This is a genomic window from Streptomyces sp. NPDC047841 (assembly GCF_040704085.1).
In the GTDB taxonomy this organism is placed as follows: domain Bacteria; phylum Actinomycetota; class Actinomycetes; order Streptomycetales; family Streptomycetaceae; genus Streptomyces; species Streptomyces argyrophylli.
Map to the genome: position 1 here is coordinate 330,240 of NZ_JBEYRP010000002.1, position 13,785 is coordinate 344,024.

The window sequence follows — 13,785 nt, forward strand, 5'->3', positions numbered from 1 at the left end:
GATGCGGAAGCGGGCGGTGGTGGCCGCCGCGTTCGTCGGGACCATCGCGCTCGGCACGGGCGTCGGCGTGTGGGCCGCCTCGGACGGGGGCGGCGGACGGCCGGACGCGGGCGCGCGGCAGTCGTCGTCCGGGCGGGTGGCCGGCACCGGCGATCCGGGCACACCGTCGGCGAGTCCCAGCCCGAGCCGCTCCTATCCGCTGTCGCGGGCGCCGCGCACGATACCCGCGGTGCGCTCCCACGCCCCGGCGCCCGGACCCGGCTGGACACCGGGGCCTGGCGGGCGGGTGGTGGTGAGCGACCCCGAGCTCGCCGACGAGGGACGGCTCATAGCCGGGGAGCTGGGGCTGCGCTACGCGGGGGAGCGGGACGACGTACGGGCGGGCGACCTGCGGCTGGCGCTCGGCGGCGGGGGCGGCGGCGAGGAGTCGTACACCATGACCGTCCGCGGTGGGCGGGTCGACATCAGCGGGCCCGGCGAGGCCGGCGTGTTCTACGGCACCCGCACCCTGAAGCAGGAGGTCCACGACGGCGGTACGGCACCCGAGGGCGTCGTACGGGACGAGCCCGCCAAGCCGGTGCGCGGGTTCATGCTGGACATCGCGCGCAAGCCGTACGGCGAGACCTGGATCGAGGACCGGATACGCGAGCTGGGCGACCTGAAGTTCAACGAGCTGGGCCTGCACTTCTCCGACGACCAGGCCTTCCGGATCGCGTCCGACAGCCACCCCGAGATCGTCTCCAAGGACCACCTGACCAAGGCCCAGGTCCGGAAGATCGTCGCGCTGGCGGACAGCCGGCACATCACCGTCGTCCCCGAGATCGACTCGCCGGGGCACCTGGGCGCCGTCATCGCCGCCCACCCGGACCTCCAGCTGCGCAACGCGAGCGGCGCGGCGACGCGGGGCGCCGTCGACATCTCCAAGGACGCCGCCGCGCGGATCGTCGACGACCTGCTCGACGAGTACGCCGGGCTCTTCACCGGCGGCCGGTGGCACCTGGGCGGGGACGAGTACCAGGCGCTGACCGTCCGTGACCCGCAGACCTCCTACCCGCAGCTGGCCGCCGCGGCGCGGCGAACCTTCGGCGCCGGCGCGACCGTCGCTGACCTCGCCACCGGCTGGCTCGACGATCGCGCCGCCACCGTCCGCGCCCACGACCGGACCGTCCGCGCCTGGAACGACGGCTTCTACCGGAACACCTCCGTGCGGCCCGGCCCGGACATCCAGGTCGCCTATTGGACCGGCAAGGAGATCGGCGCCCGGCAACCCGTGGAGTACCTGAGCGCGGGACGGAAGGTGCTCAACTACAACGACGAGTTCCTCTACTACGTGCTCGGACAGCCGCAGACCTTCGTCTACCCGACCGGACAGCGGATCTACGAGCAGTGGAACCCGCGCGTGCTGCGCGGCACGACCGCCGTGCCGGAGCGCTACGACGGGCAGATCCTCGGCGGCTCCTTCGCGGTCTGGTCCGACTTCCCGCACGCGCAGACGGAGGCACAGGTCGCCGCCGGCATCCGGATGCCGCTGCGGGCCACCGCGCAGAAGCTCTGGGACCCGGGCACACCCGCGCTGTCCTGGGCGGACTTCAGGAGTCTGGCGGACCGGCTGGGCTGAGAACCGAGTGGACGCACGGCGGCGTCCGGCCGTATGTTCCGGTGTCCGCTCGCGTGATCGCACGCGCGTCGGCAGCCGTACGCACGCGCCGGCTCGGGGAGAGCCGTGCCGTCTCGGATCTCGTCTTCCCGGGGGAACTCCTTCATGACCTCACCCATGCCCGCGCCCATGCCCGCGTCGCCGTACACCGCCCCGCCCGGCGGCGCCTGGCTGCGCTCACCGGCCGTGCTCGCCCGCGCCACCGCCGTACTGCTCGGGCTGGTCATCGCCACCGACCTGTTCGCCTGCTTCGCGGACCTCCTGGAACTCGACGTCACCGGCGACATCGCCGACGGCGCCGCCGGGACCGGCGTCGTCGACCGGGCCGACCGCGCGGACGCCCTCTACGCGGTGGCCGGCGTCTCCCAGACGGCCGCGCTGGTCGCCACGACGGTCGTCTACCTGTGCTGGCTGTGGCGGGTCCGGGTGAACGCCGAGGTGTTCGACGCCTCCCGGCACCGGATGAAGCGCGGCTGGACGATCGGCGGCTGGTTCTGCCCGGTCGTGAACCTCTGGTTCCCGCGCCGGATCGTCGCCGACAGCTGGGACGCCAGCGCCCCCTGGGGCACGCGGTCCGGGCACACGCCGGTCAACGCCTGGTGGACGCTGTGGATCATCAGCCTCCTCGCGGGCCGGTACGCGTACACCACGTCCCGGAACGCCGAGACGGCGGCCGAACTGCGCGACGCCGCCCGGGTGACGCTGTTCTCCGACGCGATCGACATCGCGGCGGCCGTCCTCGCCATCGTGGTGGTCGTCCGGCTGACCCGTATGCAGGAGCGCAAGGTGTTCTCGGGCGAGCTGCCGGTCCCCGTCTCCGGCTGACCACCCGCCGCTGCCCTCTTTGGCTGAAAGTCTTCGCTGTGACACTCCCGCGCCGTCGCACGCAGTAAGGGGCAGTGCGGGCTCCGTACCGGTCGGCGCCCTGGCGAGAGAGGCATTCATGAGCCTGGTGGAACTCATCGCGCAGGCCGACGAACGCGGACTGGCCACCAGCGGATTGGCTTGTTTGGATCGATGCCTGCCGTCGCTCGGAGGCGACGACGAACTGCTGCGCCCGCTGTGGGCCCACCTCGCCGACGACTCCGACTGGTCCGCCGGCCTGGCCCGGGCCCGCACCGCGCTCGGCCCCGCCGACCCCGCCGCCGACGAGGCCGCGCGGCTCACCCGGCACATGCTGGAGTCGGCCCCGGCCGAGCGCACGCCCGGCGCGGTACGGCCCTGGGCCGACGCCTGCTCGGTCGCCGCGCTGCGCGTCCACCGGCTGCTCGATCCCGCAGCCGACGGCGACCCGGCCCCGGACGGCCCCGACGCCGGGCGCGCGGGCGACCCGGCGGGCCTGCCGCCGCTCGTCGTCGCCGAACTGCGCCGCCAGGCCGCCGTGCTCGAACTCCTCGCCGGGCACGGCCCCCAGGGGCTGCGCCGGGCGCTGGAGATATCGGTGGAGGGGCGCCGGGTGCTGCGCGCGGTGGTCTCGCGCCGGGCGCGCGGCGCCGCGGGGCCGGGACGTGAGGGGAGCCTGTGATCCTGGTGCGGCGGATGTGGGGTGGTGCTGCGGTGGTTGGCCGAACGTCGGGAGAAACGTTTCGAACGACAGTGACGGAACCCCGCCCCCGCTCGCTCTTCCCTATGTGACAGCCCAAGTGACGACTCAGGTGACAGCCCATGCGACGGCCCCGTCCCCGGCGGCACCGCACGGGACCAGGCCGAGTGCCGCGGCCAGGCCCGCGCGGTGGGCGGCGGACGCGGTGGCGACCATGCGCGAGGGCGCGCGGGTACGGCTCGACTACTCGGCACAGAGCCTGTGGCGGGTGGACCGGATGATCGAGGAGATACGGCGGGAGGAGCCACCGTACGCGGCCGTCGAGAGCGTGCTGCGCGGCTTCGGCGCCTACGCCGGCGAGGTGATCGTCCGCCAGACCGGCGCCGAGTGGTGGGCGACCGGCGGCGAGCACTGGCTGCGCACCCCCGACGGCCGGCTGTGGGACCCCATCGACGAGGCCCGCCGCTGCTACGGCGGCCACGGCTCGCTGCGGCTGCTGTGCCGGGACGCGACCGCCCCCGGCTGACCGGTCCGGCCCGGCTGTGACACTTCCGTCGGGGCCGACGCTGATGATCGTGGAGGGCGGGGACACGGCCGGAGCGTGTCGCACCGTGAGGCAAGCGCCACGCAGTGGCCAGGAACTCGGCACGAACGAGGACGGTCTTGGGCCAGGGAGGGGAACCCCGCCGCCCGCAGCCGCGGGACGGGGAGCTGGGCGCGGCCGTCGCGCGGGCCCAGGACGGCGACGAGACCGCGTTCGCCGTGGCCTACCGGATCGTGCAGCCCGGCCTGCTGGGCTACCTGCGGGGCCTGGTCGGCGAGGACGCCGAGGACGTCGCCTCCGAGGCCTGGCTGGAGATCGCACGCGACCTCGGCCGGTTCCGGGGCGACGGCGCGGGCTTTCGCGGCTGGACCGCGACCATCGCCCGGCACCGCGCGCTGGACCACCTGCGCCGGCAGCGCGTACGGCCCCGGGCGGCGCGGCTGGAGCAGGACGCCCTGGAGCTGCCCGGCCGGCACAGCACCCACGACCAGGCCCTGGAGTCGCTCTCCACCGCACGCGCGCTGGACCTGGTCCGCGCGCTGCCCCGGGACCAGGCCGAGGCGGTGCTGCTGCGGGTGGTCGTCGGCCTCGACGGCCCGGCCGCGGCCCGGGTCCTCGGCAAACGCCCCGGCGCCGTCCGCACGGCCGCGTACCGGGGCCTGCGCCGCCTGGCCCGCCAGCTGGGCGCGGACGGCGCACCGGACACGGATCCGCCGCCGCGGGGTGAGCCGGGGTGAACGCACCGGCGGGCGCGGCACGTATGCAGGGGTGGGACGAACGGCTTCGGGAGCCCGTCGTCGCGGGTGCGGGGCGGTGACGGCCGGCCGGCACGGGCGGGCGCGGGGCCGTGGTGACCGGCGGGTGCGGGCGCCTGGGGCCCCGCGCGCGGGCGGGGCGGATCGGCGTACGGAGTTCCGGGTGGACCGGGTGAGGGCGGGAACGGGCATGGGTGAACGGCACAGCGGCGGCGGGCCGGCCGGTCGTCGGCGTGCGTACCCCGGCGGTGCCCTCGCCACGCCGGACCCGGGCGGTGCCTCCGGGCTGGAGACACGGTTCGCCGCCGCGCTGCGCGCCGGCCGCGTCGACGCCGAGGCCGAGCGCGGCGCCGTCGCCGCGTTCCGCGCCGCGCGCGACGCGGGAGCGCACGACGCGCGGACCCGCGCCCGGGACGACTGGCGGCCCGGCCGGCCGGCAGCCGCCCGCCGCTCGCTGCGGATCACCCTCTCGCTCGCGCTGACGAGCCTCACGCTGGGCGGAGTCGCCGTCGCGGCCATCGGCTCGGCCGGGTCCGGCACGCACCACGACGACCGGAGCCGGTCGCCGCGGTCCGCGCGGCCGGTGGCGAGCACCCCGCCCGCCTCGGCCGGCGCCACGGAGGCCGGGCCCTCGGCCACCGCGTCCACGGACCGCCCCGGCCGGCCGGCCACCGCCCGGGACGCCCTCTCCCACTGCCGTGCCTACACGCGGGCCGGGGAACGCGGCGGCGCCCTGGAGGCGGCGGCCTGGCAGCGGCTCGTCACGGCGGCGGGGGGACCGGAGAAGGTCGCCGCCTACTGCGCCGCCCGCAGGGAGGCCGGGCAGGGCGAGCACCCCGGCCACGCGGGGACTTCCGGCAACAACGGCAGCAAAGGCAGCGGGGGCAACAGCGGCAACACCGCCAAGGACACCGGCAAGGGGAAGAGCAAGGGCGGAGGCCGGGGGAACGCGGCCGCGGGGAGCTCGTCGGCCGGGAAGCCGGCCGGCGGCAGAGCGGCCGGCGGCGACTCCTCCGGCGGAAAGCCGTGAGGTGCCCGTGACACGCGACCAAGGCAACGGCCGGGGCCGCCACCCCCCACAGGAGAGGCCCCGGCCGTCGCGTGGACGGGCCGCGTGCGGCCCGTACTCCTTTCAGCGCCGCGGGTGCGGTTTCTGTCACACCTCGCCACAGCACGGCCACATCGCGACCCCGTCCCGGCCTCACGCTGCGCACATCCGAAACCGGTCACGAGTTAGTTGCATCTTCTACAGACATGGACGGGCAGCGGTTTCACGCCGTAACGTGCCTTTCGCGCCGACCGAAGACAGGCGTAAAGGGAGTACGGTGCTGGGGGACGACGCGGAGCTGACCACCGCGGTACGTGCGGCACAGGACGGGGACGAGACCGCGTTCCGTACGGTGTACCGCGCGGTGCATCCGCGCCTGCTCGGGTACGTCCGCACCCTGGTCGGCGACCTGGACGCCGAGGACGTCGCGTCCGAGTCCTGGCTCCAGATCGCCCGTGACCTCGACCGCTTCAGCGGTGACGCCGACCGCTTCCGCGGCTGGGCCGCCCGGATCGCCCGCAACCGCGCCTTGGACCACATACGCATGCGGGGCCGGCGCCCCGCCATAGGCGGCGACGAGACCGAGCTGACCGGCCGCGCCGCCGAGTCCGACACGGCCGGCGAGGCCATCGAGGCCCTGGCCACCGACAGCACCCTCTCCCTGATCGCCCGGCTCCCGCAGGACCAGGCCGAGGCGGTCGTCCTGCGCGTGGTCGTGGGCCTGGACGCCAAGACCGCCGCCGAGACCCTCGGCAAACGCGCGGGCGCCGTCCGCACCGCCGCGCACCGCGGTCTGAAGCGTCTCGCGGAGCTGATCGGCGACAATCCGGAATCGGCGGGCGCACTGGACGCGCTCCCGCCGCAAAGAGAACCGCGCCGGGGCGCGGTGACGTCCGCAACTGTGACGCATACGCGTGCGCGGACGCAGAAGGACATGTGATGGCCGACGAGCAGTACAAGTGGCTGAACCGTGAGACGGCGGAACGCCTGTTGCGCGGTGAGTCACTGGAAGCCGTCGACCCCTCCGCCCGTGACCAGGCCGAACGTCTCTCCCAGGCGCTCGGCGCGCTGTCCGCGCAGACGACCCCCGCCCCCGGTGAACTCCCCGGCGAACAGGCTGCCCTGGCCGCGTTCCGCAAGGCCCGCGCGGCCGCCGAAGCGGAGGGCACCGCGACCGCGCACGCCCCCGCCGCCCCCCGCACCCCGGCACGCGGCGCCGACGCCGGCCTGGTCCGCATCGGCGCCCCGGCCCGTACCGGAATCCGCACCCGGCGTCCCCGCTGGGACCGCCCGGTACGCCTGGCCCTGGCCGCGGTGGTGGCGGCGGGCACGCTCGGCGGGGTCGCCGTGGCCGCCGGCAGCGGGGTGCTGCCCACGCCGTTCGGCGACGATCCCCCCGGCCCCGCCACCTCCGTCTCTCCCGACACGACCACCGGGCAGCCGCTCACCTCGCCGTCCGTTCCGGGCGGCGGGACGGGCACGGGCGCACCGGACGGCGGTACGCGGGGGCACCGGGGCGGCACCGATGACGAGGCCGCGGGGTCCGGCGACGGCACCGGGGCGCCCTCCGCCACGTCCGGCACCGGGTGGTCCGGCGCCACCGCGGCCTGTCGTGCGCTGCGGGACGGCAAGGACCTGAACGCCGGCCGCCGGCGCGCGCTGGAGCAGGCGGCGGGCGGCCCCGGCCGCGTGACCGCGTACTGCAAGGTGCTGCTGGGCGCCGGGGACTCCGCCTCCGGCGGCACGGGCGGCGCGAACAGTGGCGGCAGCGGCGAGAACACCACCGGCCAGGGCTCGGACAACGGCAAGGGCGAGGGCGAGGGGAACGGGCACGGCAACGGGAACGGGCACGGCAAGGGGAACGGGAACGGCAAGGGGACGGGCGACGACGGCCCCGCCGACCCGGGCGGTAGCCAGGGCAACGGCAACGGCAACGGCAACGGCAACGGCAACGGCAAGGGGAACGGCAACGGAAACGGAAACGGCGGCGGAAACGGCCAGGCCAACGGCAACGGCAACGGCAACGGCGGCGGCAACGGCAACGGCGGGGACAAGAACAACGGCAACGGCGGCCGACACCAGGATGGCGCCGTCCCCGCTCCCTCGGCCTTCGCCCCCGCGCACCGCGGCACGCCCGTCACCGGCTCCACCTCTCCGTCACCGGCTCCGACGTACACCGCCCTCTGAGCCACGCCACCCTCTCTGACCTGCGGTTTCGCGGTCACCGAAACTTTTTCGGCGCGAGGTGTGACGTTTCTGGAGCCCGGGACGCAGTAATGAGTGAGCCGACTGGTCATCGGCCGTCGCACGGAGCCGGGGTTCCCCCCGTACCCGCGGCTCGTGCACCTGGCGCGGGCGGGACACGTTCCCCCGGTCCCGCCCGCGCCCCGCAACGCACGGCCCTCGGCTTCCGACAGCCCCCGCAGGACGTCTCAGCGGGACACGACGACCTTGTCGCCGATCCTCACCTGCGCGAAGAGCCGGGCGATCGCCGTCTCGTCCCGGACGTTGACGCATCCGTGGGAACCGCCCACGTAGCCGCGCGCCGCGAAGTCGTACGAGTAGTGGACCGCCTGGCCGCCGCTGAAGAACATCGCGTACGGCATCGGCGAGTGGTAGAGGGTCGACACATGGTGGCGTGACTTCCAGTAGACGGTGAACACCCCTTCGCGGGTCGGGGTGTACTGCGCGCCGAACCGCACCGCCATCGTGGACAGGGTCCGTCCGCCGACCATCCAGCGCAGGGTCCGGCTGGTCTTGCTGATGCACAGCACCCGCCCGGTCAGACAGCGCGGATCGACCGCGGCGGCCGGCTGACCGGCCCTCGGATACAGCTCCCCCCTGGCCGGCGGACGGGTCATCGCCACCAGCCGGTGCCAGGTGACGGCGTCCGTCGCACCCGTCCGGGGCAGGCCGCGCTTGCCCTGGAAGCCCTTGACGGCCTGCTCGGTCGGGCCGTCGTACGACCCGGTCGGCCCCACGGCCAGCCAGGCCACCTGGCGCAGCCGCGCCTGGAGTTCCCGCACGGCCGGCCCGGAGTCCCCGCGTGACCACAGCACCCGCGGCGCGGGCAGGGAGGAGGCGACGCGGGGCGGGGCCGTGGGTGTGGCCGCCGGCGGGGCGGCCGGTGCCGTCCGGGCGGCGCCGGGCACCGGACTGCTCCAAATGCTGCCGGACCCCGGACTGCTCCGGGCGGCGCCGGAACCCGGACCGCCCGGCGGTTCCACGTGGACCGGCAGACCTTGTTTCCCATCGGCGCCCGCCGGCTGCACGGTGCACCCGCAGAGCGCGGCGAGCGCGGCGGCCGAGGCGAGCAGAGCGGCAGAGCTCCCCGGGATCCTCATGCCCGGGATGCTTCCCCGCGTGACCGCCGCCGAACTACGGGGCATGGTGAGGAGTACCCGTTCACCGCGCGGAGGCAGCGATGGCACAGCAGTCGGCACGTCAGTCGGAGTCGGGCCTGCCCATCGAGCCGGTCTACGGGCCGGCCGACCTGACCGGCTGGGACCCGGCCCGGAAACTGGGCGAACCGGGCGCGTACCCGTTCACCCGCGGGGTCTACCCGACCATGTACACCGGCCGGCCCTGGACCATGCGCCAGTACGCGGGCTTCGGCACGGCCGCGGAGTCCAACGCCCGCTACCGGCAGCTCATCGCCCACGGCACCACCGGCCTGTCCGTCGCCTTCGACCTGCCCACCCAGATGGGCCACGACTCCGACGCGCCCCTCGCGCACGGCGAGGTCGGCAAGGTGGGCGTGGCGATCGACTCGATCGACGACATGCGGGTGCTGTTCGACGGCATCCCGCTGGACCAGGTCTCGACGTCCATGACGATCAACGCGCCCGCCGCGCTGCTCCTGCTGCTGTACCAGCTGGTGGCGGAGGAACAGGGGGTGGCCGCCGACCGGCTGACGGGCACGGTCCAGAACGACGTGCTCAAGGAGTACATCGCCCGGGGCACGTACATCTTCCCGCCGAAGCCGTCCCTGCGGCTGACCGCGGACATCTTCCGGTACTGCACCGCCGAGATCCCGAAGTGGAACACGATCTCGATCTCCGGCTACCACATGGCCGAGGCGGGCGCGTCCCCGGTGCAGGAGATCGCGTTCACCCTCGCCGACGGCATCGAGTACGTCCGTACGGCGGTGGCGGCCGGCATGGACGTGGACGACTTCGCCCCGCGCCTGTCGTTCTTCTTCGTGGCCCGTACGACGCTGCTGGAGGAGGTCGCCAAGTTCCGCGCGGCGCGCAGGATCTGGGCGCGGGTGATGCGGGAGGAGTTCGGCGCGCGGAACCCGAAGTCGCTGATGCTGCGCTTCCACACCCAGACGGCCGGCGTGCAGCTGACGGCCCAGCAGCCGGAGGTGAACCTGGTCCGGGTCGCCGTCCAGGCCCTGGCGGCGGTCCTCGGCGGCACGCAGTCCCTGCACACCAACTCCTTCGACGAGGCCATCGCGCTGCCGACGGACAAGAGCGCGCGGCTGGCCCTGCGGACGCAGCAGGTGCTGGCGCACGAGACGGACGTCCCGGCGACGGTGGACCCGTTCGCCGGTTCCTACGCGGTCGAGCGGATGACGGACGACGTGGAGGAGGCGGCCGTCGGCCTGATGCGCAGGGTGGAGGACCTGGGCGGGGCGGTCGCCGCGATCGAGCGGGGCTTCCAGAAGGCCGAGATCGAGCGGAACGCGTACCGCATCGCGCAGGAGACCGACTCCGGTGACCGGGTGGTGGTCGGGGTCAACCGCTTCCGGCTGGACGAGGAGGAACCGTACGAGCCGCTGCGGGTGGACCCGGCGATCGAGGCGCGCCAGGCCGAGCGCCTGGCCCGGCTGCGGGCCGAACGCGACGGGGCCGCGGTGACCGCGGCACTGGACGCGCTGCGGAAGGCGGCGGAGGGCGAGGACAACGCCCTGTACCCGATGAAGGAGGCGCTGCGGGCGCGGGCGACGGTGGGGGAGGTCTGCGGCGCGCTCCGCGAGGTGTGGGGGAGCCACGTACCGAGTGACACGTTCTGAGCCGTCGGTCCTCCTCCCGGACGGGGAGGGACGGCTGTCGTACCCGCGTGCGACACTCCCTCCATGTTCGGCGTCATCGACCTCCCCACGTACCTCGCGGGCCTGATCCTGATCGTGCTGCTGCCCGGCCCCAACTCCCTGTACGTCCTGTCCGTGGCCGCTCGCCGCGGTGTGCGGGCCGGTTACACGGCCGCCGCCGGTGTGTGGTGCGGGGACACCGTGCTGATGACGCTGTCCGCCGCGGGGGTCGCCTCGCTGCTCCAGGGCAACGCGCTGCTGTTCGGGATCGTGAAGTACGCCGGCGCCGGATATCTGAGCTGGCTGGCGATCGGCATGCTGCGGGCCGCCCGGCGGATGTGGCGGACCCGGCGGGAGCGGGCCGTCGAGGCGGCCGCGCCCGACCAGGGCGCCGACGAGCGGCCCTTCCGCCGCGCCCTCGTCGTCAGCCTCTTCAACCCCAAGGCGATCCTCTTCTTCGTCGCCTTCTTCGTGCAGTTCGTCGACCCGGGATACGCCTACCCGGCCCTGTCCTTCGTCGTCCTCGGCGCCTTCGCCCAGCTGGCCAGCTTCCTGTACCTGAGCGCCCTGATATTCAGCGGCACGCGGCTCTCCGCGGCGTTCCGCCGCCGCAAGCGGCTGTCCGCGACGGCCACCTCGGCGGCCGGGGTGCTGTTCCTGGGCTTCGCCGTGAAGCTGACGCTGGCCAGCGCGTAACGCTTCGCCGGCCTCCGGCGGGGCGGGCCCGCACCGGGCCCGCCCCGCCGCGGGGTCCGCTCAGCGCCGTACGGCCTTGCCCAGACCGCGGGCCTTGCGCGCCACCCGGCGGACCGTCGCGTTGCGCGGGAGGAACGACAGCTGGGACGGCACCCCGCCCGGCAGGGCCAGCGAGGTCAGCCGCTTGCGCTTGAAGTAGCGCGCGGTCCGCTCGTTCAGGTTCTTCGCCAGCCAGCCCTCGGTCTCCGCGCGGAGCCCCGGCAGGATCTTCGGCTGCATCGCGAAGCCCACCGCGCGCACCAGTGCGCCCAGCGCCTCCACGTCCGTGCCCTGCCGCTGCCCGGTGACGGCGGCACGGTCGGTCAGCTCGGGCAGCAGCGCGTCCACGATCGTGACCGGCACGCGGTTGCTGTTCTCGTACGGCGTCAGCCGTTCCAGCAGCAGCTCGGTGCCGACCCGGGCGACCGGGAGGCCGTACAGCGCGGACGCGGTGAGCAGGGCGGTGGAGAAGCAGCCGACGACCAGCGCGGGACGCATCCGCTGGTACAGCACCTCCGCGAGGACCGGAGTGTCCAGCACGGTCAGCTCCACCTTCAGCCGCTCCGCCTCCTGCTCCAGGGAACGGGTGAAGCGGGCCGGGGCCGACGGGTGCGGCTTGAACACCACCGCGGTGTGGCCGAGCGCGGCCGCTCCCGTAAGCATCCGCACGTGCAGGTCCTCCTCCTGCTCGGCGGTGAGGATGTCCAGCGCGGACAGGTACTGGCCGAGCAGCAGCGCGGGCTCCTGGACCTCCGGCAGCGCATCGCCGAGTGACGTCAGCTCGGCGAGGACCTTGGTGAAGGCGGCCGTCGGCAACACCTCGCCGGGCACGTCGAACTCGGTGAGCAGCAGCGGCTTCAGACCCGGCACCAGGTCCAGGTGGAGGACCCGGTCCACGCGGGTGCCGACCAGCGGGTCGATCTTGTTGCGGGTGGGGCCGTAACTCATCAGGCCGTCGGCGTAGACGGTGACCGGGGCGCCCGTGAAGATCCGCGCGAGCGCCAGTGACGGGTTGACCTGTATCGACTCGACGGCCAGCTCGACGTCGTCGGTGCCGAGCCGCCACTCGTGGCGCACGTACCGTTCCCACAGCGGCAGGTCGTCGCCGCGGGGTGACCAGCCGCCCGGGTGGAACGGGAAGATCGCGTCGTTGTACGACACCACGTCGTCGAACCGGTCCCGCAGCCGCTCGAAGCCCGGCATGTCGTTCAGCGCCGGCGAGGTCTCGGGCGTGGCCGCGTTGTTGCAGACCAGCAGGATCCGCCGGTCGGCCGGGCGGAAGCAGCCGGAGTCCAGGGCGGCGGCGAGCGTGGCCGTGCCGTACAGCGTCGACGCCTGGAAGATCTGGGTGGTCACGCGGCGGCTCCCGTGGGGGCGGGGCGGCGGCGCAGCCGGCGCAGCCGGGTGGAGCGCTGGAGGTCCATGGAGTCCAGCGCCTGGTCCAGCACGTCCTGCGGCATGCGCCGCAGGGCGGCCGCACTCAGGGACTTCAGCTTCTTCGCCACCGCCGGCTCGAACCTCTCGATGGATCCCAGGTGGTGGGAGATGATCGCGCAATAGGTGCGAACGGCCTTGGGCAGCAGGACGTCGGCCTCCCGGTCCGCCGCCGTCTCCGCGATGACCTGGTCGAACGCCCGGATGAAGTCCAGCTGCCGCACATCGCCGATCTGGGTGAGCGACGAGGCGACCCCGCGCCGGTAGAACACACCGAGCAGGTTCACCACGGCGAAGGACTCCGCCTCCCGGTGCAGTTTCCAGATCCACGGCCGGTCCTCGGCCGTGCGCAGCCCGTCGGTGAAGCGCAGCAACCCCTTGTCCAGCAGCCGGCGGTGATAGATGCCCGCCCACGCGTACGCGTAGTCCACCGAGGTGGACCGGTCGGCGGGCAGTATCGCCTCCCGGGGGCTGAGCACCGTGTTCCGCCGGCCCACCGGCACCCGGTGCACGCTGCGCGCCCGGGCGGTGCACTGCACATGGTCGGTGCGCAGGAAGTCGCAGCCCAGCTCCTCGATGGCGGCGAGCAGCCGCGGGTAGTAGCCGGGGGCGAGCCAGTCGTCACCGTCCAGGAAGGTCACATACTGGCCGCGCGCCCGGTCGATCCCGGTGTTGCGCGCGGTCGCCAGTCCTCCGTTCTGCTCGTGCCGGACCACGACCGCGCCCGGCAGCTCGCGCTCCGCACGCGCGAGAATCTCTGGTGTCCCGTCGCGGGAGCAGTCGTCGACGAGAATGAATTCGAAGTCCTCACGCGCATTCGACTGCAGACTCCTGAGGGTGTCCGGCGCGTATTGCTGCACGTTGTAGAACGGCACGATGACGGAGAGCTTGACCACGTCAGGGACGTTAGGGCGCGGCCCGTCATTCGTCTTGACCGCCCGCTTGATGCAGGGTGAACGGCACATGGCGAAGCTGTGAACCAGGCTGTTCCGCGCGCCGATCGCGTCCCGATTCCCCATTCGGCGATGTGCTGT

Annotated in this window: 13 protein-coding genes; 10 read left to right on the forward strand and 3 right to left on the reverse strand. The window is 74.1% G+C overall.

Features of this window, described 5'->3' with window-relative positions; translation table 11 throughout:
• Position 1 precedes the first annotated feature (1 nt).
• The 8 genes from AB0947_RS04055 to AB0947_RS04090 all read left to right on the forward strand — a co-directional run bounded on the left by AB0947_RS04055 (position 2) and on the right by AB0947_RS04090 (position 7,734).
• Positions 2-1,618, forward strand: a complete 1,617-nt coding sequence (locus AB0947_RS04055; protein ID WP_366748801.1) for a glycoside hydrolase family 20 protein — start codon at positions 2-4, stop codon at positions 1,616-1,618.
• Between the two features lie 144 nt (positions 1,619-1,762).
• Positions 1,763-2,482 carry a DUF4328 domain-containing protein gene (locus AB0947_RS04060; protein ID WP_366748666.1) on the forward strand — a complete coding sequence of 240 codons (720 nt, stop codon included), beginning with the start codon at positions 1,763-1,765 and terminating at the stop codon, positions 2,480-2,482.
• A gap of 118 nt (positions 2,483-2,600) precedes the next feature.
• Positions 2,601-3,182, forward strand: coding sequence for a hypothetical protein (locus tag AB0947_RS04065; RefSeq protein WP_366748667.1), 582 nt, complete (start codon positions 2,601-2,603; stop codon positions 3,180-3,182).
• A gap of 130 nt (positions 3,183-3,312) precedes the next feature.
• A complete protein-coding gene (locus AB0947_RS04070) occupies positions 3,313-3,726 on the forward strand; it encodes a hypothetical protein (RefSeq protein WP_366748668.1) in 414 nt (137 codons plus the stop codon).
• 137 nt (positions 3,727-3,863) lie between these two features.
• Positions 3,864-4,481, forward strand: coding sequence for an RNA polymerase sigma factor (locus tag AB0947_RS04075; RefSeq protein ID WP_366748669.1), 618 nt, complete (start codon positions 3,864-3,866; stop codon positions 4,479-4,481).
• A gap of 208 nt (positions 4,482-4,689) precedes the next feature.
• Positions 4,690-5,529 carry a hypothetical protein gene (locus AB0947_RS04080; protein ID WP_366748670.1) on the forward strand — a complete coding sequence of 280 codons (840 nt, stop codon included), beginning with the start codon at positions 4,690-4,692 and terminating at the stop codon, positions 5,527-5,529.
• A gap of 295 nt (positions 5,530-5,824) precedes the next feature.
• On the forward strand, positions 5,825-6,487 hold the full coding sequence (locus AB0947_RS04085; RefSeq protein ID WP_366748671.1) for an RNA polymerase sigma factor: 663 nt from the start codon (positions 5,825-5,827) through the stop codon (positions 6,485-6,487).
• Complete coding sequence (locus AB0947_RS04090; RefSeq protein ID WP_366748672.1) at positions 6,487-7,734, forward strand: hypothetical protein; 1,248 nt, start codon at positions 6,487-6,489, stop codon at positions 7,732-7,734. The genes AB0947_RS04085 and AB0947_RS04090 overlap by 1 nt, the downstream gene beginning before the upstream one ends.
• A 245-nt stretch (positions 7,735-7,979) precedes the next feature.
• Here the strand turns inward: AB0947_RS04090 and AB0947_RS04095 are convergent, their stop codons facing one another.
• The gene (locus tag AB0947_RS04095; protein ID WP_366748673.1) at positions 7,980-8,891 is read right to left on the reverse strand and encodes a L,D-transpeptidase family protein; all 912 of its coding nucleotides are present in this window, start codon (positions 8,889-8,891) and stop codon (positions 7,980-7,982) included.
• A gap of 80 nt (positions 8,892-8,971) precedes the next feature.
• Between AB0947_RS04095 and AB0947_RS04100 the strand changes: the two genes are divergently transcribed.
• Both AB0947_RS04100 and leuE read left to right on the forward strand, forming a co-directional pair.
• A complete protein-coding gene (locus tag AB0947_RS04100) occupies positions 8,972-10,564 on the forward strand; it encodes a methylmalonyl-CoA mutase family protein (protein WP_366748674.1) in 1,593 nt (530 codons plus the stop codon).
• A gap of 63 nt (positions 10,565-10,627) precedes the next feature.
• Positions 10,628-11,278: a leucine efflux protein LeuE gene (gene leuE, locus AB0947_RS04105; protein WP_366748675.1), complete on the forward strand. Its 651-nt coding sequence runs from the start codon at positions 10,628-10,630 to the stop codon at positions 11,276-11,278.
• A gap of 60 nt (positions 11,279-11,338) precedes the next feature.
• Here leuE and AB0947_RS04110 read toward each other — a convergent pair whose 3' ends face one another.
• Both AB0947_RS04110 and AB0947_RS04115 read right to left on the reverse strand, forming a co-directional pair.
• Positions 11,339-12,673, reverse strand: a complete 1,335-nt coding sequence (locus AB0947_RS04110) for a polysialyltransferase family glycosyltransferase (protein WP_366748676.1) — start codon at positions 12,671-12,673, stop codon at positions 11,339-11,341.
• Positions 12,670-13,647: a glycosyltransferase family 2 protein gene (locus AB0947_RS04115; RefSeq protein WP_366748677.1), complete on the reverse strand. Its 978-nt coding sequence runs from the start codon at positions 13,645-13,647 to the stop codon at positions 12,670-12,672. Before AB0947_RS04115 ends, AB0947_RS04110 begins: the two co-directional genes overlap by 4 nt.
• Positions 13,648-13,785: the final 138 nt, after the last annotated feature.